This is a genomic window from Sphingomonas sp. (genome assembly GCF_036388435.1).
GTDB lineage: Bacteria > Pseudomonadota > Alphaproteobacteria > Sphingomonadales > Sphingomonadaceae > Sphingomonas.
In genome coordinates, this window is the sequence record NZ_DASVRV010000046.1 from 85034 (window position 1) to 106221 (window position 21188).

At 69.2% G+C, this 21188-nt stretch carries 16 protein-coding genes; 5 read left to right on the forward strand and 11 right to left on the reverse strand.

Annotation, left to right across the window (positions count from 1 at the left end):
* Positions 1-3: 3 nt before the first annotated feature.
* From VF592_RS10250 to VF592_RS10260, 3 genes are all read right to left on the reverse strand, one after another.
* Entirely contained in the window at positions 4-888 is an 885-nt protein-coding gene (locus VF592_RS10250) for a F0F1 ATP synthase subunit gamma (protein ID WP_331005528.1), read from the reverse strand.
* 121 nt (positions 889-1009) lie between these two features.
* A complete protein-coding gene (gene atpA, locus VF592_RS10255) occupies positions 1010-2539 on the reverse strand; it encodes a F0F1 ATP synthase subunit alpha (protein WP_331005529.1) in 1530 nt (509 codons plus the stop codon).
* 2 nt (positions 2540-2541) lie between these two features.
* Positions 2542-3126, reverse strand: coding sequence for a F0F1 ATP synthase subunit delta (locus VF592_RS10260; protein WP_414714203.1), 585 nt, complete (start codon positions 3124-3126; stop codon positions 2542-2544).
* Positions 3127-3333: 207 nt separating this feature from the next.
* Here VF592_RS10260 and VF592_RS10265 point away from each other — a divergent pair, with 207 nt between their 5' ends.
* On the forward strand, positions 3334-4365 hold the full coding sequence (locus tag VF592_RS10265; RefSeq protein WP_331005530.1) for a methylated-DNA--[protein]-cysteine S-methyltransferase: 1032 nt from the start codon (positions 3334-3336) through the stop codon (positions 4363-4365).
* Here VF592_RS10265 and VF592_RS10270 read toward each other — a convergent pair whose 3' ends face one another.
* On the reverse strand, positions 4366-5889 hold the full coding sequence (locus tag VF592_RS10270) for a hypothetical protein (RefSeq protein ID WP_331005531.1): 1524 nt from the start codon (positions 5887-5889) through the stop codon (positions 4366-4368).
* Positions 5890-6020: 131 nt separating this feature from the next.
* On the opposite strand from VF592_RS10270, the gene VF592_RS10275 reads away from it, so the two are divergent.
* The 3 genes from VF592_RS10275 to VF592_RS10285 all read left to right on the forward strand — a co-directional run bounded on the left by VF592_RS10275 (position 6021) and on the right by VF592_RS10285 (position 9648).
* Positions 6021-7553, forward strand: a complete 1533-nt coding sequence (locus VF592_RS10275; RefSeq protein WP_331005532.1) for a CpaF family protein — start codon at positions 6021-6023, stop codon at positions 7551-7553.
* Positions 7554-7597: 44 nt separating this feature from the next.
* Positions 7598-8782, forward strand: coding sequence for an aspartyl protease family protein (locus VF592_RS10280; RefSeq protein WP_331005533.1), 1185 nt, complete (start codon positions 7598-7600; stop codon positions 8780-8782).
* A 65-nt stretch (positions 8783-8847) separates the two neighbouring features.
* Complete coding sequence (locus VF592_RS10285; RefSeq protein WP_331005534.1) at positions 8848-9648, forward strand: methyltransferase; 801 nt, start codon at positions 8848-8850, stop codon at positions 9646-9648.
* Here the strand turns inward: VF592_RS10285 and phaR are convergent.
* Positions 9632-10192, reverse strand: a complete 561-nt coding sequence (gene phaR / locus VF592_RS10290; RefSeq protein ID WP_331005535.1) for a polyhydroxyalkanoate synthesis repressor PhaR — start codon at positions 10190-10192, stop codon at positions 9632-9634. The genes VF592_RS10285 and phaR overlap by 17 nt on opposite strands.
* Before the next feature lie 354 nt (positions 10193-10546).
* On the opposite strand from phaR, the gene VF592_RS10295 reads away from it, so the two are divergent.
* Positions 10547-13834, forward strand: coding sequence for a TonB-dependent receptor domain-containing protein (locus VF592_RS10295; protein ID WP_331005536.1), 3288 nt, complete (start codon positions 10547-10549; stop codon positions 13832-13834).
* A gap of 88 nt (positions 13835-13922) precedes the next feature.
* Here the strand turns inward: VF592_RS10295 and alr are convergent, their stop codons facing one another.
* Genes alr through VF592_RS10325 form a run of 6 tightly spaced genes read right to left on the reverse strand, consistent with a single transcriptional unit; the run spans position 13923 to position 21102 of the window.
* Positions 13923-14957, reverse strand: coding sequence for an alanine racemase (gene alr, locus VF592_RS10300; RefSeq protein ID WP_331005537.1), 1035 nt, complete (start codon positions 14955-14957; stop codon positions 13923-13925).
* A 28-nt stretch (positions 14958-14985) separates the two neighbouring features.
* A complete protein-coding gene (locus VF592_RS10305; protein WP_331005538.1) occupies positions 14986-16623 on the reverse strand; it encodes an MFS transporter in 1638 nt (545 codons plus the stop codon).
* A 51-nt stretch (positions 16624-16674) separates the two neighbouring features.
* Positions 16675-17442 carry an ABC transporter ATP-binding protein gene (locus VF592_RS10310; RefSeq protein ID WP_331005539.1) on the reverse strand — a complete coding sequence of 256 codons (768 nt, stop codon included), beginning with the start codon at positions 17440-17442 and terminating at the stop codon, positions 16675-16677.
* Positions 17433-18401, reverse strand: coding sequence for an iron ABC transporter permease (locus VF592_RS10315; RefSeq protein ID WP_331005540.1), 969 nt, complete (start codon positions 18399-18401; stop codon positions 17433-17435). The genes VF592_RS10310 and VF592_RS10315 overlap by 10 nt, the downstream gene beginning before the upstream one ends.
* The gene (locus VF592_RS10320; RefSeq protein WP_331005541.1) at positions 18398-19192 is read right to left on the reverse strand and encodes an ABC transporter substrate-binding protein; all 795 of its coding nucleotides are present in this window, start codon (positions 19190-19192) and stop codon (positions 18398-18400) included. The genes VF592_RS10315 and VF592_RS10320 overlap by 4 nt, the downstream gene beginning before the upstream one ends.
* Positions 19192-21102, reverse strand: a complete 1911-nt coding sequence (locus VF592_RS10325; RefSeq protein ID WP_331005542.1) for a TonB-dependent receptor plug domain-containing protein — start codon at positions 21100-21102, stop codon at positions 19192-19194. Before VF592_RS10325 ends, VF592_RS10320 begins: the two co-directional genes overlap by 1 nt.
* Between the last annotated feature and the right edge of the window lie 86 nt (positions 21103-21188).

The window sequence follows — 21188 nt, forward strand, 5'->3', positions numbered from 1 at the left end:
GGATCAGAGCGCCTCGGCGCCCGAGATGATCTCGACCAGCTCGGTGGTGATCGCGGCCTGACGAGTACGGTTATATTGGATCGACAGGCGGTTGATCATGTCGCCCGCGTTGCGCGTCGCATTGTCCATCGCGTTCATGCGGCTGCCCTGTTCGGACGCGGCATTCTCCTGGAGCGCGCGGAAAAGCTGGACGGCGACGTTGCGCGGCAGCAGCTCGGCCAGGATCGCCTCCTCGCTGGGCTCGTAATCGACGACGGCATCGGCGGCCGGGGTCGTTCCGGTCGACACGATCGAGGCGAGCGGCACGGGGATGATCTGAACGCCGACCGGCTCCTGGACCAGCGCGGAGACGAACTTCGCGTAGAACAGGTGCGCGACGTCGAACTCGCCGGCCTGGTAACGCGCGATCAGGTCCTGGGCCAGGCCCTGCGCATTCTCGAACGCGACCGTCTTGATGCCCGATAGGTCGTGATCGCCCGTGACGGCTTGCGGGTAGAAGCGCTTGAGAACCCGCCCCTTCTTGCCCGCCAGGTGGAAGCGGACGGTCTTTCCTTCAGCGGTCAGCTCCTCGGCCTTGCGGCGCGCGGCGCGGACGATGTTGGTGTTGAACGCGCCGGCCAGCCCGCGCTCGGAAGTAGCGACGACGATCAGGTGGTTCTGGTCGCGCCCGGTGCCCGACAGCAGCAGCGGGCCGTTGGCCGACGACCCGACCTTGGACGCGAGGCTGGCCATCACGGCCTCCAGCCGATCGGCATAGGAGCGCCCGCTCTGCGCCGCCTCCTGCGCGCGGCGCAGCTTGGCAGCGGCGACCATCTTCATCGCCTTGGTGATCTTCTGCGTCGACTTCACGGAGCCGATGCGGAGTTTTAGCGCCTTGAGGCTGGCCATATTCGCCTTCTTCTCCCTCTCCCCATCGGGGAGAGGGTCGGGGAGAGGGGCTGTTCAGGGAAGACGACGAAAACCGCCTCTCTCCCCTGCCCTCTCCCCAGCGGAGAGAGGGAGTTTCACGTTACGCGAACGACTTCGCGAACTGGTCGAGCGCGCCTTTCAGCGCCTCGGTCGTGTCCTTGGACAGGTCACGCTTGTCGCGGATGTCGGCCAGAACGCTCGCATGATTGGCGCGCATGTCCGACAGCATCGCCGCCTCGTAGCGGACGATCCGCTCGACGGGCACCTTGTCCAGATAGCCTTGCGTGCCGGCGAAGATCGACACCGTCTGCTCCTCGAAGGGCATGGGGTTGAACTGCGCCTGCTTCAGCAGCTCGGTCAGCCGCGCGCCCCGCGCCAGCAGACGCTGGGTCGACGCGTCGAGGTCGGAGCCGAACTGCGCGAACGCCGCCATCTCGCGATATTGGGCCAGTTCGAGCTTGATCGAGCCCGACACCTTCTTCATCGCCTTGGTCTGCGCCGCCGAGCCCACGCGCGACACCGAAAGCCCGACGTTGATCGCCGGGCGAATACCCGCGAAGAACAGGTCGGTTTCCAGGAAGATCTGGCCGTCGGTGATCGAGATGACGTTGGTCGGGATGTACGCCGACACGTCGCCCGCCTGCGTCTCGATGATCGGCAGCGCGGTCAAGGAGCCGCCGCCATGCGCGTCGTTCATCTTGGCCGCGCGCTCGAGCAGGCGCGAGTGGAGGTAGAAGACGTCGCCGGGATAGGCCTCGCGGCCCGGCGGGCGACGCAGCAGCAGCGACATCTGGCGATAAGCGACCGCCTGCTTGGAGAGGTCGTCATAGACGATCAGGGCGTGCATCCCGTTGTCGCGGAAATACTCGCCCATCGCGCAGCCGGTATAGGGCGCCAGGAACTGGAGCGGCGCGGGATCGGACGCGGTGGCGGCGACGATGATGGAATATTCCATCGCGCCATTCTCCTCCAGCGTGCGGACGAGCTGGGCGACGGTGGACCGCTTCTGCCCGACCGCGACGTACACGCAGTAGAGCTTCTTCGACTCGTCCGTCCCGGCATTGACGCCGCGCTGGTTGATGAAGGCGTCGACCGCGACCGCCGACTTGCCGGTCTGGCGGTCGCCGATGATCAACTCGCGCTGGCCGCGGCCGACGGGCACCAGCGCGTCGATCGCCTTGAGGCCGGTCTGCATCGGCTCGTTGACCGAGGTACGCGGGATGATGCCCGGCGCCTTGACCTCGACGCGGCTGCGCTGGTCGGACACGATCGGGCCCTTGCCGTCCAGCGGATTGCCCAGGCCATCGACCACGCGGCCGAGCAGCCCGCGCCCGACGGGCACGTCGACGATCGTGCCGGTGCGACGGACGACATCGCCCTCCTTGATCTGCGCGTCCGAGCCGAAGATCACGCAGCCGACATTGTCGGCCTCCAGGTTCAGGGCCATGCCCTGCACGCCGTTGGAGAATTCGACCATCTCGCCCGCCTGGACATTGTCCAGGCCGTAGATGCGCGCGATGCCGTCGCCGACCGACAGCACCTGCCCCGTCTCGGAGACCTGCGCCTCCGAGCCGAAATTGGCGATCTGATCCTTGATGATCGCCGAGATCTCGGCGGCGCGGATATCCATGATTAGCCTTTCATCGCGTTTGCGAGGGTGTTCAGACGGGTGCGGATCGAGCTGTCGATCATCTGCGAACCGATGCGGACGACAAGCCCGCCCAGCAGTTCGGGATCGACCAGCAGATCGACGGAGACTTCGCGACCCAGGCGCAGGCGGAGCTGCTGCTTCAGCTCGATCACCTGCTCGTCGGTGAGCGGATGGGCCGAGGTCACCTCGGCGTTGGTCTCGCCGCGATGGCGCGACGCCAGCGTGCGGAAGGCGCGGACGATCCTGGGCAGTTCGGCCAACCGGCGATTGGCGGCGAGCACGCCCAGGAAATTGGCGGTCGTCGCGTCGATGCCCATCGGCTCGGCGGCCGCCTTGACCGCGCGGCCGGCCTGGACGCGCGAGATGACCGGGCTGATCGTCAGGCGGCGGAAATCCTCCGACTGGGCGACGGTGTCGCGGACGCGGAGCAGGCTGCGCTCGACGCTGTCGATCGACTTCGACTCGCGCGCGAGTTCGAACAAAGCGACGGCATAGCGTCCGCCCAGGCTGGCCTGGATATCGCCGCCCACATTACCGCCGCCAAGATTACCGCCGGATGCCTCCACGCGATTCGATTCCCTGTATCACCAAAAGGTTTGGTTTCATGCGGACGGGGCGCGCGAGCGCGCCTCGGCATGAGTTGGCGGGCGGCTAGCATGGGGGGGCGGATGTTGCAACAATGCGGGCCGACGCGGCCCCGCGCTTCGATCGTCCGGCGCTTTGATCGCAAGGACCGGGATGCGCCCGGGCGCCGCGTCCGGCAAAGGTGTCGGATGACGCAGCCATTCGACCCCGATGCCGCCTGGGCCGCCTTCGACGCCCGCGACCGATCCGCCGACGGACGCTTCGTCGTCGCGGTGCGGACCACGCGCATCTACTGCAAGCCCTCCTGCCCCGCGCGCCGGCCGAAACGGGAGAATGTCGAGGTGCTCGCCGACGGTGCCGCGGCGCGGGCCGCCGGTTATCGCGCCTGCCTGCGCTGCCGGCCCGACGAGGTGGCGCGCGATGTGGAGGCGGTAGCGCGGGCCGCAAGGCTGATCGAGGGGGCGGCGGACGCGATGCCTTTGGCGGTCCTGGCCGATCGGGTCGGCTATGCGCCCCACCATTTCCAGCGCCTGTTCACGCGGGCATTGGGGGTCAGCCCCGCCGCCTATCGGCGCGGCCTGCTGGCGGCGCGCGGCGCCGCGGCGCTCGTGAGGGAGGAAAGCGTGACCGACGCCGTCTACGAGGCCGGCTATGCCGGACCGAGCGGCTTCTACGCCAATGCCGCGCCACGGCTGGGGATGACGCCGGCGCGGTCGCGCGGCGGCGGCGCGGGGGTGGCGATCGGGTGGGTGGTCGTCGACACGACGCTGGGACCGCTGCTCGTCGCGGCGACCGAGCGGGGGCTGTGCCGCGTCGCGTTCGAGGACACGCCGGACGAACTGGCGCGGCGCTTTCCCCGGGCCGCGATCGCCCCCGGCGGCGACGAACTGGCGACGCTGGCGGCACGCGTCGTCGCGCTGGTCGAACGCCCGTCGGAGACCGTGGGGGACCTGCCCCTCGACGTGCGCGGCACCGCGTTTCAGGAAGCCGTATGGGCGGCGCTCAAGGCCATCCCGCCGGGCGAGACACGCACCTATGGCGAGCTGGCGGCGGCGGCGGGCAATCCGGGGGCAGTGCGCGCGGCCGGATCGGCGTGCGGCGCCAATCCGATCGCGGTGGTCGTCCCCTGCCACCGGGTGCTGCGCAGCGGCGGCGGACTGGGCGGCTATGCCTGGGGATTGGAGCGCAAGCGCGCGCTCGGCGAGCGCGAGCGGGGCTAATCAGGGCGCCGGTGCCGGTTCGGACTTAGTGAGCGCGGCAAGCGCGGCCGGGCCCGTCGCCCCCTTGTCGATCAGCGCCATGAGCCTGGCGGCGGGGTTGTCCGCGCCGCCATGCGGATCGAAGGCGAGCGGTCGCAGCGCGAGGCGGGCTTCCGCGAGCTTGCCGTCGATCAGATGCTGTGTCGCCGAACGAAAGCGGAGCGCCTCGTCCTGCGGCGCGAGCATCAGGGCGTAATGAAGGCCCGCAACCGCGCTGCTGTTGGGTTTGGCGCCTTCCATGCCGAAACTGTCATAGTATAGCTGCAGCGCCGCGGCGCCCTCCGGATCGACACGGTTCGCCTTGACGACCCAGGACCGTGCCTCCTTCCAGATGGCGGGGTCGCGGGTCTTGGCGATCGCGGCGCGGCGCAGATGCACCCGCCCTTTATAGAGCAGCGCCTGGATCGACCGGGGATCGGCGGCAAGCGCGCGGTCGGCGGCGGCCTCCGCCTCGTCGTCGCGCCCGGCGTCATAGGCCATCTCGGCGAGCCAGCCCTGCGCGACGGCATCGCCGCCATACGCGGCCGCCGCCTTCACCGCGCGGGCGTACAGGGTCGCCGCGCTCTTGGCGTCGACGCCGCGCGTTGAGATCATGCGCATGTCGATCAGCGCGCGCTCGCCCGGCGTGAACGGGCGCACATCGACCTTCACCGGCCCGAGGCTGGCGACAGGAATCATGTAGGCGGACAGGCGGCGGGCGTTGAGGTATCGACCGAGATCGCGATTCAATTGCCCCAGGTCGCCGAACGCATCGGTCGCCGCCTTCAGCGAGGGGATACCGCTGTTCAGCGCGACGATGTAGCGGCGCAGGCTCGCCTGCCGCGCGGGATCGATGAGGAGATAATGGGTGAGCAGCCAGCCCCGGCCGTAGAGCTGATCCCGCTGCTGGAGCGACATCCTGGCCGGCGGCGCGAACAAGGTCTCGAGCGACAGCTCGTTCGGGGCGAACAATCCCCATGCGCGGTGTTGCGCCGCGCCACCGACCGTCACCGCGTCTTCCGTGATCCGCGCGGTCGCCGCGAATTCCGCATAGCCCTCGGAGAACCAGGCCGGATAGGCCACCGACGAATTGCTGAGGAGGAAATGGTGCGCATATTCATGAAAGAGCACGATCTGCGGCTCCAGCGCCCCCGGCCCCGAACCTTCGCCCCGTCGCGGCGTGAACGCCACCGCCCCGTCCGCGCGGCCGAGATAGAAGCCTGCCACGCCGCCCGCGCGCACCAGTCGGCGGATCGCGGCCAGATCGTCGACCACGAACACGGTCACGGGGCTGGCGCCGGCGTCCTCCGTGGCGACCGTCGAGAAAAGGCGGCGCAACGCGCCGTCGACGCGCTCCAGCCTTGTGGCGAGGGCGGTGATCTCGGCCATGTTGGTGTTCGAATAGATGGTGAAGTGACGCGAGCTCGCCTTCAGCCATTCGGCCCGCGCCGGCGGCGCCGCCATCGCCATCGCCACCATCGCCAGCCCGGCCGCGATCCCTCGCATGTTCCCCTGCCCTCGTCCCGTTTCGTCCGGAGGCTATCGTTCCGCGCGCGCGGGCACCAGCCCGGCTTGGTTAGATAAATGTAAAGCCTTCGGGCCTAACCCGGATCGACGATCGGAAGGATTGGGCTGACATGAGTGCGTTTGGACGTCGCGGCGGCATGGGCGGTGGGCAACAGTCCCGCAGCGCGTTCGGCGTCGCCAAGCCGATGCAGGGAAGCGGCCCCGCCGCCCGGTCCGACGCGGAGGGCGGCGACCAGTTCCCGTCGCTCGACTCGGTGCCGCTTCCGGGCGGCTCGGATCAGGACCTGGGCGCGCTGCCGGGCGTTCAGCCCGATGCGATGCAGCGGCTCGCCGATCGCCAGAACGCCAGCGGCGAGGCCGGCAATAGCAAGATGGAAGGGTTCGAGACCTCCATCCACAAGATCAAGGAACAGGTCCTCCCCCGCCTGCTCGAGCGCGTCGACCCGGAAGCGGCGGCGACGCTGGGCAAGGACGAGCTGGCCGAGGAATTCCGCCCGATCATCGGCGAGGTGCTCGCCGAGCTCAAGCTGACGCTCAACCGGCGCGAGCAGTTCGCGCTCGAAAAGGTGCTCGTCGACGAGCTGCTCGGCCTGGGTCCGCTCGAGGAGCTGCTCGCCGATCCGACGATCTCGGACATCATGGTCAACGGGCCGGAGCAGACCTATATCGAGCAGAAGGGCAAGCTGGTGCTCGCCCCCATCCAGTTCCGCGACGAGGAGCATCTGTTCCAGATTGCCCAGCGCATCTGCAACTCGGTCGGCCGCCGCGTCGACCAGACCACGCCGCTGGCCGATGCGCGCCTCAAGGACGGCTCCCGCGTCAACGTCATCGTGCCGCCGCTCTCCTTGCGCGGCACCGCCATCTCCATCCGAAAATTCTCCGCCAAGCCGATCACGCTCGACATGATGGCCGGTTTCGGAAGCATGTCGCCCAAGATGGCGACCGCGCTCAAGGTCGCGGGCGCCAGCCGGTTCAACATCGTCATTTCGGGCGGCACGGGTTCGGGCAAGACGACGATGCTCAACGCCCTGTCGAAGATGATCGACCCGGGCGAGCGCGTGCTGACGATCGAGGACGCGGCCGAGCTTCGCCTGCAGCAGCCGCACTGGCTGCCGCTCGAGACGCGCCCCGCGAACCTGGAGGGTCAGGGCGAGATATCGATCCGCGACCTCGTCAAGAACGCGTTGCGTATGCGCCCGGATCGCATCATTCTGGGCGAAATCCGCGGGTCGGAATGTTTCGACATGCTGGCGGCGATGAACACGGGCCATGACGGGTCGATGTGCACCCTCCACTCCAACTCCCCGCGCGAGGCGCTGGCGCGGATGGAGAACATGGTCATGATGTCCGACATCAAGGTGCCCAAGGAGGCGATCAGCCGCCAGATCGCCGATTCGGTCGACCTGATCATCCAGGTCAAGCGCCTGCGCGACGGCTCGCGCCGCGTCACCAACATCACGGAGGTGATCGGCATGGAAGGCCCGGTGATCGTCACCCAGGAACTCTTCAAGTTCGAGTATATGGACGAGTCCGCCGACGGCAAGATCCTCGGCGAGTACCGCGCCATGGGCCTGCGCCCCTATACGCTCGACAAGGCCAAGCAGTTCGGCTTCGACCAGGCCTATCTGGAAGCCTGCCTCTAGATTCGGGCTGGGCACCGCGCGCACGCGCCCTACAGCGGCGCGGCATGTACCGCCTCCTGCTCCTCGCGCCGCTGCTGCTGGCCGCGCAATCGCCCGTTCCGGTCGCGACCCGCGACCCGGGCCGCTTCGCGCTCGCGGCGGATGTGGAGGCGCGCTGGGTGGCGTTCGAGCTAACGCCGGGCAACCAGGTCCGCTTCGTCATGACGGTGGACGGCAAGCCCGCGACCGCGATCCTCGACACCGGAGTCAGCTACTCCGTCCTGTCGCGCGGTTTCGCCGGGCTGGACCCGGCGCGCGTCCAGGCGAGCGGAGAAGCCCGCGCCATCGGCGGGGCGGTGCCGATCGGATGGGTGCCCACCGCGACCGTGGCACTGGGGGGCCTCACACGGCGCGGCGGCGGCCTGATCGTCGCCACCCTGCCCGCGCTCGCCACCGGCAGCGCCGAGCGGGTCGACCTGCTCGTCGGGCGCGACCTGCTCGACCGCTATGCGCTCGACATCGACCATGCCGCGAGGCGCTTTCGCCTGCTGCCCTCCGGTCGCTTGCCCTTTCGGGGCGCGGTGGCTCCGCTGAGCGTGTCGGCGTCGCGGCTGGTGTACGAGACGGAGCTGACGCTAGGCGGCCGACGCGTCCGCCCGGTGATCGTCGACACGGGCGACGGGTCGTCGGTCACCGTCACGCGCGCCGATTGGCAGACCACCCGGCTCGCGGCGCTGCCGGCCACCACCGCGCTGTCGTTCGGGCTGGCGGGATCGGTGATCCACGATCTGGCGGTGGTCCCCGAACTCGGGCTCGGCGCATTGCAGGCCCGCGACGTCGAGGTGCGGATCGAGGGACCCGACGGCTTTTCCCAGTCCGTCGGCGTCGCCGGGCGGATCGGCACGGGATTCCTCCAGCGCTACCGCGTGCTGCTCGATCCCGGCGCGCGGCGCATGGTGCTCGGCCCCAGCCCGACCGCCGCCGCGCCGCCGCCCCGGTCGACCAGCGGGCTGCTGCTGGGCATCCTGCCCGACCGGCTGCGCGTTCTCCACGTGATGCGAAGCGGCCCGGCCGCCGCGAGCGGGTGGAAGGACGGCGACCTGATCTGCGCGGTCGACGGCGCGGCGGTCACCGCCGCCTATCCGACCAGCCCGCTCGCCCGGTGGACGATCGGCGAGCCGGGCCGGGTGGTCCGCCTGCGGCTCTGCGGCGGGGCGGAGCGGTCGCTCACGCTGCGGCGCTTCTACTAGCGGCGCGGTTGCGCGCCCGGCCGTCGCCGGGCATGACTCAGGCCGTCTTCAAAGGAGCCTCGCCCATGTCCCGTTTCGTCGCGTTCGCCTGCATCGCCGCCGTCGGAGCCGCGGGCGCCGTCGCCCAGTCCACCCGGCCGACGGGCGCGATCGCCACCGCCGTCGCTTCCGACGCACGCACCCCGGCGAACCGCGAGCGCGACCGCTATCGCCACCCCGCCGAGACGCTGGCGTTCTTCGGCGTGAAGCCGACCGACACGGTGGTCGAATTCATTCCGGGCGGCGGCTGGTACACCGAGATCCTGGCACCGATGGTCAAGGAACGCGGGCGCTACGTCGCGCTGGTGCCGACCGCGCAGGGCGACCGCACGCGCACCATGCTGGCGGGCAAGGCCGCCCAGTTCGGCGCGGCGCGCGTCGAGACGGTCGACATGGCCGCGGGGACCACGACGATGGCGCCCGGCACCGCCGATGTCGTGCTGACCTTCCGCAACGTCCACAACCTGCTGATGCAGGACGATGCGGCGGTCGCGGGCAATGCGTTCAAGACCTTCTTCGCCGCGCTCAAGCCCGGCGGGACGCTGGGCGTCGTCGACCACCGCCTGCCCGAGGACATGGACACCGCGCGCGAGAAGTCGAGCGGCTACATCAAGCGCTCCACCGTGGTCCGCCTGGCGACCCAGGCCGGGTTCCGGCTCGCGGGCGAATCGCCCGTCAACGCCAATCCGCGCGACACCCACGACCATCCCGAAGGCGTGTGGACGCTGCCGCCCTCCTACCGGCTCAAGGACGTCGACCGCGCCAAATATGCCGCGATCGGCGAAAGCGACCGCTTCACGCTCAAATTCGTCAAGCCGCGCCGCTAGGGCCGGCGAGCTTGTCCACCTTTGCCTGAAGGCGGAGGAGCTCGGCCTTGAGCGCGGCGATCTCCTGGTCCTTCGCGCTCGCGCCGGCGGCCCGCGCGACCGGCGGCTTGAACGCCGCCGTTGCCGCTTCGAACATCGCCATGTTGCGCTGGGCGAGCTCGGCGAAGGGCGACCCGGCCCAGGCACCCTCCACGACCGAGCGGAGCTGGTCCTGGTTGCGGCGCAGGCTGTCGAGCGACGCCGCCAGATAGCCCGGCACCACCGAATGCATCGACCCGCCATACATGGCGATCAGCTGGCGCAGGAAGTCGACGGGAAGCATCGTCTCGCCCCGACTCTCCTCCTCCATGATGATCTGCGTGAGGATATTGTGGGTGATGTCCTCCTCGGTCTTGGCGTCCACGACCTTGAAGTCCCGCCCCGCGCGCGTCATCGCCGCCAGATGCTCCAACGTGATGTAGGACGAGGTCTCGGTGTTATAGAGCCGTCGATTGGCGTATTTCTTGACGATGGCGACGCCGTCGCCGGCACCCTGCTTCTTCATCGCGTGCCTTTCGGTGTAATGTCGCGAGCCTAGGCCGAACGACGTTGCACCGCAACAAGCTCGCCATGCTGACGGGACCGTTCCGATGACACGCGGCGGCGGTCGCCCGGACGGTCGCTCGAGCGACACGGCTGCCCGTCGGCACGGACCACCCCGATGACCATCCCACCCCGCTACGGGCGCGGAGGCTCGCTGACCGAATCGTTCGCGAACTGTCGCTGCATTGCAACACTCCGGTAATGAAACCGACTGTAATCGATGAATTTGATACAAAAACGGTTGCCTGATCGGCGCCGACAACCTTTCCCTTACATTAACGGGCATCCCGCTCGGCCGTGAGGGAACACAGGCACAATGATGGTAAGTCGCTTGCTGGGCGCCACTGCGCTCGCCGGTTCTTTGTTGGTGGCACCCGCCGCTTGGGCGCAGACGAGCGCCCCGCAGTCCGCTCCGACGCAGAATGACTCGGTCTCCCCGACCCAGCCGGTCGCGAACGAGCCCGACCTTGATCCTGCCAGCGCGGACGAGGCGGACGGAGAGGACATCGTCGTCACCGGGTCGCGCATTCCGATCCGCAACACCATCGACGCCGCGATCCCCGTGACCACGATCTCCGCGGCCGAGCTGCTCGGCACGCGCGGCGATGTGTCGCTGGGCGACGCGCTCAATCAGCTTCCCCAGCTTCGCTCCACGTTCAGCCAGGCCAATTCGACGGCCAGCATCGGCACCGCCGGGCTCAGCCTTCTCGATCTTCGCGGGCTGGGCACCGCTCGCACCCTGACGCTGATCAACGGTCGGCGCGTCGTGACGGCGGTTCCCGGAAGCTACACCCCGGACGTCAGCACCATTCCTTTCGATCTGGTCGAGCGCGTGGACGTGGTTACCGGTGGCCAGTCGGCCATCTACGGTTCCGACGCGATCGCGGGCGTCGTCAATTTCGTCCTGCGTCGCGACTTCGAGGGAACCCGCCTGCGTGCCCAGGGCGGCGTGACCGGCTATGGCGATCGCGGCACCTACCTGGTCGCCGGCATCACCGGCGCCAATTTCATGGACGACCGGGCCAATCTGACGGTCGCGGCCGAATATAGCCGCGCCGAATCGGTCTTCTACGCGGATCGGCCCTATCTGGGCGCTTATGGCGGCGGGCCGGCTTTCATCACCAGCCAGATCACCACCGCCCCCAACCGCAACTTCGACGGCATCCCGAACACCGTGTTCGTGCCGCGCGGCAGCGTGTTCGGGAACCGCTCGATCGGCGGCACCGTGGTGACGACGTGCCCCGGCACGGCGACGCCCGCAAACGCGGCCCAGCGGGCGGCGGTCTGCACCGGCCAGACTTCGCCCACCGGCGGAGCGCTCGCCAACAACTATCTTTTCGGTGGTGACGGGTCGCTCCTGAGGGACTCGCCTGCGACGACCGGCCTGACGGACAATCGCGCCATCGGCGGGGGCTTCCTGTTCGGCGGCACCGCGTCGGGCACCGAGGGCTCGCAGTTGGTGCCCGCCCAGGACCGCTTCATCGGCAACATCCTGCTCAACGCCGAACTGACCTCGGCGTTCAAGCCGTTCGCCGAGTTCACCTATGCGCGCGTCAAGGTCGAGCAGCAGTCGGTGCAGCCGAGCTTCACCGGCGGTACGCTGACCAACAGCTTCAGCGTCAACAACGCATTCCTGACCCCCGCCGCGCGTTCGACGCTGGCGACCATCCTGGCGCCGGGCACGACGACGTTCATGCTCAACCGCTTCAACAACGATCTCGGCACCCGCGCCGAATTCCACACGCGCGATACATATCGCGGCGTGATCGGGGTGTCCGGCGAGATCAGCGACCGCGGGAATGTCCGGTACGAGATCGCCGGCAATTACGGCCGGACCGAAAACTACTACCGCACGGGCGGCAACGTGCTGATCGCCGAGTTCAATCGCGCGACCAACGCCGTGGTCGCCCCAGCCGGGTTCGCGGGCAGCAACTTCGTGTTGAACTCAACCGGCCAGCGCGTCGTCTGCGGTGTCAACGCCAATGCCAGCACGGCGGACGACGACGCAGGTTGCGTTCCGATCAATCTGTTCGGCGAGCGCAACTTCGACGCACGGGCCGCGGATTATGTGCTCTACACCTCCACCCGGGACCAATGGGCCGAGCAGATCAATGCGACCGCCTTTGTCGCAGGAGACACGACGGGGTTCTTCGAGCTCCCCGGCGGTCCGATCGGCTTCGCGGTCGGCGGCGAGTATCGCCGCGAGGACGCGTTCTCGGGGCAGGATCCGGTGACGGCTTCGGGCCGGACCTTCCTGAACGCGGCATCGACCTTCGATCCGCCCGCCGTGGAGATCAAGGAAGCCTATGGCGAGCTTCGCCTTCCCCTGCTCCGCGAACTGCCGCTGATCCACGAACTGACCATCGAGGGTGCCGGGCGCGTATCCGACTATGGCGGTACGACCGGTTCGGTCGTGGCGTGGAATGCGGGAGCGATCTATTCGCCCTTCCGTGGCCTGCGCTTCCGTGGCGCTTATTCCCGGTCGGTTCGTGCCCCGAACCTCAGCAATCTGTTCGCCACGGCGGCGGTGACCTTCGCCAATGGTCTGACCGATCCGTGCGATCAGCCCGGAGGGACGAACGGCGGCAACAACATAACCGCCAATCCCAACCGTACGCGCAACTGTGCCGCGGCGGGTATTCCCACCACCATCACCTTTGCCGATCCGACCTCGGGTGCTACTTTGGTCCGGCCATGGACCAACCAGTCGGCGTCGGGCATCGCCGGATCCAACCAGGGCAATCCCGACCTCGTTCCCGAAGTGGGCAACAGCTTCACCGTGGGCGGCGTGTTCGCGCCGAGCTTCGTGCCGGGCCTGAGCATCGCGGTCGATTACTACAACATCCGCGTGAAGAACGTCATTTCGGGCCTTACCGGGCAGGCGATCATCAACCGCTGCTATGATGATCCGACCGGTATCGACAACAATTTCTGTGATGCCGTCTTCCGTCGTACCAGCGGCAATCCCGCGGAGAACCTGACCTTCAACGGGCAGACGACCCGGACGATCGATCAGTCGCAGTTCACCTTCCCGCTGACCGGTAACGGGTTGGGCTTCATCAACCAGCCCTTCAACTTCGCGCAGCTCCGCAACCGCGGCATCGATGTGGACGCGAGCTATGCGCACAAGTTCCGCGACGATTTGGGGATCAATCTGCGCCTGGTGGTCAGCTACGTCATGGATCGTGAGTCCTACAGCTACATCGCCGAGCCTGACCGCTACGACCGGATCAACGGGACACTGGGCGATCCCAACTGGCAGGGCCAGTTGACGATCGGCGGCAATGCCGGCCTGTTCGACTTCAATTATCAGGCGCGCTATGTCGGCAAGCAGATCGCCTCCGGCCTGTCCTACGAGACCTTCTTCGAGTCTCAGGGCCGCCCGGCGTTGAACCCGGACGCGCGTCCGTTCGTGTTCTACGATCCGATCGTCTATCACAGCGTGCGGATCGGGCTGAACCCGACCGACAAATATCGCTTCTACATGGGCGTGGACAATGCCAGCAACGAGCTGCCGCCGTTCGAGCTGACCGGAACGGGTAACGACGCGATCTATCCGAATACGGGGCGCTTCTTCTATGCGGGCGTCGAGTTCAAACTTTAAGCCTACGCACAGTGTTCGAATTGGGGCCTCTCCTTCGGGAGAGGCCTTTTTTCGTTCGGGCCCGGACGATGGGAGTCCAACGCCGATCCTATGGCGACCAACAACTGTCGTATCGCCCGCCCAGGCTCGTCAGCAGTTCATATTGCGACAAGCCGGTCGCATCGCTTGCGCTCGGCAGATCGAGGGTGATCGCCACCCAATCGCCTTCCCGCAGGTGCGGGACGCCACCGGTTTCGATCACCAGCAGGTCCATCGATACCCGACCGATCACGGGTAACGACGTCCCGTCCAGGTTCGCCCATCCCCGGTCGGAAAAGGCCCGAAGATACCCGTCCGCATAGCCGATGTTGAGGATCGCGAGCTCCGTGTCGACCCGCGCCGTCCAGGTAGCGTCATACCCGACCGTCTCGCCCGCTCGCACCAGTCGCTGCTGGATCACCTGCGCCTCGGGCCGGACCACCTGACGCAGCTCGGGCGCCATGTCAGCGCGCGGCACCCCGCCATAAAGGGCGAGACCGGGCCGGGTCAGGTCGAACCGATACCCGTCCCCTAGCGCGATCCCCGCCGAATTGGCGAGGCTCATCCGCCGCGCGCTGGTGCGTCCGCTCAGCCCCGCGAACGCGGCGCGCTGGCGCTCGTTCATCGGGCCGTCCTCGTCGGCGCAGGCCAGGTGGCTCATCAGCGTGTCGATCGCCAGCCCGTCGACCAGCCCTTCCCCGATCTCCGCGGTCGACAGGCCGAGCCGGTTCATGCCGGTGTCGACCATCACGTCGCACGCCCCGCCCCCCGCCCGGCGCCAGCGCGCGACCTGGGCGGGGGTGTTGAGCACGGGGCGGGCGATCCCGCTCAGCGCCGCCGCCATGTCCTCGGCGCGCACCCCGTGGAGCACCGACACCGACAGGCCGAGCGGGGCGAGCTGCTCCGCCTCCAGCCAGTTGGATACGAAGAAGTCGCGGCACCCCGCCTGCGCCAGCCGCGTCGCGACCGCGACCGCGCCCAGGCCGTAACCGTCCGCCTTGACGGCGGCCCCGCACGCCGCGCGCCCGCTCATGCGGTCGAGCGCGCGCCAGTTATGCTGGAGGGCCTGGGTGTCGAGCTGGAGGCGAAGCGGCGCGGTGGTCACCCGCGCGCCGCTACCGCAAAGCCCCCGCTCACGCCACCATCGGGGCCACCGCGCGCGAAGCCTCGTCCTCGCGAAGCCCGAACAGCGTCACCGCCAGCGCCATCGCCACCACCGCCATCGTATACCACAGCCCCGCGAACGGATCGCCCGTCCGTGCCACGATATATTGGCTGATGAAGGGCAGGAAACCACCGAAATAGCCCGTGCCCAGATGATAGGGGATGGACAGCGAACTGTAGCGGATGGCCGGCGGGAACATCTCGGACAGCAGGGCCGCGACCGGGCCATAGGTAATGCCCGACAGCGCGCCGAGCGCCAGGATCGCCAGCAGGATCACGACGGTCCGGCCGGGACCGGGAGTAACCGGGGTCAGGTCGTACCCCGCCCGCGCCAGCGCCGCGTCCAGCGCCGCGGGGCTGCGGTCGGCGATCGACTCGCCCCCGATCGTCACCACGGTCGCGGGCGTGCGGCGCTTCTCATAGGCGATGCCCTTTTTCGAGAAATAATCGAGCAAGCGCCCGCAATCATCGGCCTGTTCGCGCGCGAATGGGCTATAGGCGCAGGCCGGTCCCGACACGATCACCGGCGCGCGCGCGGCGGCACGGGCGAGCCCCGGATTGGCCGCCTGCCCGATCACCCAGAAGATCGGGAACAGCAGCACCAAGGTCAGCGCATAGCCCCAGACGATCGGCTTCTTGCGCCCGATGCGGTCGGACAGCCGCCCGAACAGGATGAACCAGCCCAGCCCGAACGCCGCCCCCACCCCGACCAGGATCTGCGCCGCCGTCTCCTCGACGCGCATGGTCGTCTGAAGAAAGGACAGGACGGTGAACATTGCGGTGTACCAGATCACCGTCAGTCCGGCGGCGATGCCGAACAGCGCCACGAACATGCGGCGCAGATTGCCGGGATAGGTGAAGCTCGCCTTGATCGGGTTGCGCTCGGTCTCGCCGCTGGCGCGCATCTTCGCGAAGACGGGGCTTTCGGACAGCTTCACCCGCATCCACAGCGAGATGGCGAGCAGCAGCACCGAGAACAGGAAGGGCAACCGCCAGCCCCAGCCCTGCCACGCCTCGGGCGTCAGCAGGCCCTTGGTCAGCAGCACGACGACGAGCGACAGAATAAACCCGCCGACCACGCCCGCCTGGATGAAGCTGGTATAGAAGCCCGACTTGCCCGGCGGCGAATGCTCGGCGACATAGATCGCCGCGCCGCCATATTCGCCGCCTAGCGCCAGCCCCTGCGCGATGCGCAGCAGGATCACGATCACCGGCGCCGCGAAGCCGATCGACGCCGCCGACGGCACCAGCCCGACGCCGGCGGTAGCCACGCCCATCAGCGTGATGGTGACGAGAAAAGTGTATTTGCGCCCGAGCCGGTCGCCCAGATAGCCGAACAGCACGGCGCCGAGCGGCCGGAAGCCGAATCCCACCGCGAACCCCGCCCAGGCGAGCAGGGTCTGGACGACCGCATTGTCGCCGGGAAAAAAGGCACGGCCGATGATGCCGCTGGCGGCGAGCGTCCCGTAGATGAAGAAGTCATACCATTCGAACACCGTCCCCAGCGACGACGCGGTGATGACGAGCTTGATGTCGGAGGGCGACGGGTCGCCCTCGGTCGACGGCTCGCCGTTCGACGTGGCGGACCCAGATGCTGCTACGGTCATATTCTCTCCCCGGCCCGGTTTAGCGGGCGGGAAGATGGGGGCAAGTCCGGCTCAGCGCCCGGCGGGAACCCAGAAGTCGCGCTCGCCGTCGCGCGCCGCGACGACGCGCACCCCGAACACCGCCCGAACGATGTCGGGGGTGACCACCTCCGCGGGCGGACCAAAGGCGACGACGCGGCCGCGGTGCAGCAGCAGCACGTCGTCGGCCGCGCGCTGCGCATGGACCAGGTCGTGCAGGACGATGGCGACGCCTTTCCCCTCCCCCGCGAACGACCGCAGCCGGTCGAGCAGGTCGGCCTGGTGCGCCGGGTCCAGGCTGGCGAGCGGCTCGTCCGCCAACAGCCAGCGCGGCTCCCCGGCCAGGGCGCGGGCGAGCAGCACGCGCGCGCGTTCGCCGCCGGACAGCGCGCCCACGGGCCGGTCGGCGAAGGCTGCCGTGTCGGTCGCGGCCAGCGCGCGCGCCACCGCCGCCTCGTCCTCGGGCGAAGGCGCCGCGAAGGGCGAACGATGCGACAACCGCCCGAGCGCGACGAGATCGCGCGCGACCATGTTCCAGTGCACCGGGCCGTCCTGCGGCAGATAGCCGATCAGTTGAGCGCGCTTGCGCGGGTCGAGCGCGGGGATTCGCCAATCTCCGATCCGCACCGCGCCCGCCGCCAGGGGCACCAGCGCGGCTGCCGCCTTGAGCAGGGTCGACTTGCCTGCGCCATTGGGACCCAGGATCGCGGTGACCCGACCCGGTTGCAGCCGCGCGTCCACCGCGTCGAGCACCGGTCGCCTGCCCAGGCTGACCGACAGCCGATCGAAGATCAGATCCATGCCCGCCCCCGCTCACGCACCAGCAGCACGAGGAAGAAGGGCGCCCCGATCAGCGCCATGGCGACGCCCAGCCGGACCTCCCCCGCGCCGGGCGCCAGCCGCACCAGGCTGTCGGCGGCGAGCAGCAGCGCCGCGCCGCCGATCGCGGAGGGCAGCAGCAACGCCGCCGGCCGATGACCGAAGACGGGGCGCAGCAGGTGGGGCACGACCAGTCCGACGAACCCGACCACCCCGGTTACCGCCACCCCCGCCCCGACCGTCAGCCCGACGCCGACCACGATCAGCGCGCGCAGCCGCCCCGGCCGGACCCCCAGCGTCCGCGCCGCGGGCTCCCCCAGCGCGAGCGCGTCGAGCGCGGGGGCGGTGAGCGCGAGCAGCGCGCAGCCGACCAGCATCGGCGCGGCGGCGAGGCGCACCTCCTCCCACCCCCGGTCGGTCAGCGCGCCCATCAGCCAGTCGATCACCGCCGCCACCGCGTACGGGTCGGGCGCGACCGAGATCAGGAACGCGGTCAGCGCCCCCGCCAGGCTCGCCAGCACCGTTCCCGCGAGGATGAAGGTCACCGCGCTCGTCGAGCGCCAGGTCAGCGCCGCCAGCAGCGCCATCGACCCCGCCGCCCCCGCCATCGCGGCGGCGAACATCAGGGGCGGGGTCGCCGCGCCCAGCACGATCGCCGCCACCGCGCCGAGCGCGGCCGAGGCGGAGACCCCGACCACCGCCGGATCGGCGAGCGGGTTGCGCAGATAACCCTGGAGCACCGCCCCCGACAGCCCTAGCGACGCCCCCAGCATCGTCGCCAGCACCGCGCGCGGCAGGCGCAGCTCGACGATGATCCACCAGCGCGGATCGCCCGACCCCCAGGCCGAGAACGGCACCCAGACCTTCCCGCAGGCCAGCGACGCCGCGAACAGCAGCCCCGCCAGCGCGGCGAGGAGCAACAGGCGCGCGGAGCGGGTCACGCGACGCGCCCCCTGATGTCGGCGAGCCGTCGCAGCGCCGGGGCGATGCTCGGGCCGCCGCAATTGACCAGGGCGCGCGGAAAGGTCGCGATGGGCGTTCGCGGCAGCAGCCGCCGCCGCATCCCCGCGACCCGCCCGTCCGGCTCGGGGGTCAGGATCACGCGCGGCGGGCGCGTCACGATCAGCTCGGCGGGCAGCGTACCGGTATGGCGCAGGCCGTAGAGCGCGGCGGCGTTGGCGAACCCCGCGCGGGTCAGGAGTTCGTCGAGCAGATTGCCCGACCCGCTGGCAAGCTCGCCCGCGATGAACAGCAGCGCGGCAGGCCGGGCCTCGCCGGGTCCCGGCGCATGGGCGAGCAGCGCCGCATCCATCCGCGCGACGATCGCCCACCCCCGCTCCGGCGCCCCGACCGCGGCCGCCACCTCGATCACCTGCGCCCGGCTCGCCGCCACCGTCGTCGGCGAGTCGAAATACAGCGTGCGCAACCCCGCCCGCGCGAACGCGGCGCGGGTGGCGGGCGGGGTGAAGGTGGAGGCGAGCACCAGGTCGGGGCGGAGCGCCACCACCTCCTCCGCCGTGCCCGAAGTCGCGCGAAACCGCCGCGCGACCGCGAGCGGGATCGACGTCGCGCCCGCGTCGCGCGAATAATGGCTGATCGCGGCGATCCGCTCCGGCGCGACCAGCCGCACCAGCATCGCGTCGGCGCACGGGTTGACCGACACGATCCCGCCGCCGCGCACGGGCGGCTGGGCGCAGGCGCCCAGCAGCAGCAGGGCCGCCGCCCAGCGCATCAGTCGAGCCGAACCCGCACACCGCCATAGGCCGCCCGCCCGAACGTCCCGTAACCGCCCACCGTCTGATACCGCTCGTCGAACAGGTTATCTACCCGCCCGTAAAGCGCGAACCGCTCGCCGACCGGCAGCTCCGCGCGCACCGAGGCGAGGACGAACCCGTCGAGGCGGACGGTGTTGCCCATATCGTCGAAGCTGTCACCGGCCTGGGTGACGGTGCCACCCAGCCCCAGCCCGAACGGAAAGCGGTAGTCCGCGTTGACGCTCAGCGTCTCGCGCGGACGCCGGGCGAGGTCGTTGCCGAAATTGGCTCCCGCCGACCGATTCTCCGCGTCGATGAACGAATAATCGGCGGTGACCGTCAGCGCGTCGACCGGCCGCAGCGCGATCTCCAGCTCGATCCCCTCGGCGCGGGTGCGGGCGATGTTCGCATAGGTGAACGTCCCCAGGTCGAAATCGATCTGGTCGCGCGTCCGCCGGCGGAAATAGGTCGCGCCGATCCGCGCGCGGCCGTCCAGCAACGACTGCTCGACCCCCGCGCCGTAATTGCGTGCGCGCTCGGGCGTCAGGTCAGCGTCGCCGATGAAGGCGGCGTAGAGCTGGAACAGGGTCGGCGCCTTGAAGCCTTCCCCGTAGCTCACCCGCAGCGTCGTGCCCGTATCGAGCGCCAGCGCGGCGTCGCCGCCGAAGGTCGTTTCCGACCCGAACTGCTCGTGATCGTCATGGCGGACGCCACTCGTCAAGGTCAGGTGCTGAACGGGCTTGGCGACGAGCTGGCCATAAGCGGAGGTGATGCCGACCTTCGCGATGTCGGTGCTCGCGAAATCGCCGAAACTCTGGGCGCGGAAACGGCTGTCCTCATGCTCGACGCCCGCGATCAGCCGGACCTGCTCGACCGGCCGGAAGTCGCCCTGATATTCGTATCGCTCGCTCCGCCCGCGACCCAGGAACAGCGGCTCCTCGACGCCGGTGCGGAAATTGTCGCGATCGATGTCGGCGATCGTGAAGGCGACGCGGTTGCGGAAACGTCCACCGGCCAGGTCCGCGCGCAGCCCGGCATATCCATACAGCTCCCGTGCGGTCGAGAATTGCGCGTCGTCCACCGGGGCGAACGGGAACTCGTCCGCATTCCCGTCGATCTCCGTCCGGCTGTCGGCGTAATAGCCGCGCAGATCGACCCCGATCCCCTCCGCGATCTCCAGTCCCAAGCGGCCGTTCGCCCCATATTGGCGATAACCGTCGCGCTCGGTTCCGCTCGCGGCCGCCGATATGCCGTCGGTACGCAGATAGCCGCCGGTCAGCGATGCCGATACGGCGCCCCGCGCCCCGCTCACGCCCGCGCTGGCGAAGCCCTGGTCGCGGTGGCCATATTCGGCCCTGGCGCGCGCGGTGACGCCGTCGGCGGGCGGGGTTGCGGTGATGATGTTGACGACCCCGCCGATCGCCTGACTGCCCCAGGGCACCGAATTGGGGCCGCGCAATATCTCGATCCGCTCGATGCTCGACGACAGCAGGTTCGCGAAGTCGAACCCGCCACCGGGCGACGAGGGATCGTTGACGCGCACGCCGTCGATCACGACCAGCGTCTGCTCCGCCTCCGCCCCGCGCAGCCGCACGCCCGTGAAGCCGCCGACCGATCCGTTGCGCGTCACCGTCACGCCGGGCGTGGTGGCGAGCAGGTCGGCGACCGCGACGGTTTGGCGGCGCTCGATCTCGTCGCGGCCGATGATCGTGATCGCCTGGCCCGTCTCGCGCCGATCCTGCTCGGCACGCACGCCGGTTACGACGACATCCTCGGACGCGATCAGCGGAACGCTTTCGACGAGATTGCCAGGTGAAGGCTGGTCCAGGCTCTGCGCCGCGATCGGAGTCGCAACAGCGGCGGTGGAAAGAAACAGGTGTTTGAACATCAGGCACGTCCCTCACGGGATCGCCCGCACCATCGCGAGCGATCGGACGTCGCTCGCACGAGGAAAACTCCCTCGACCGCCCGGTG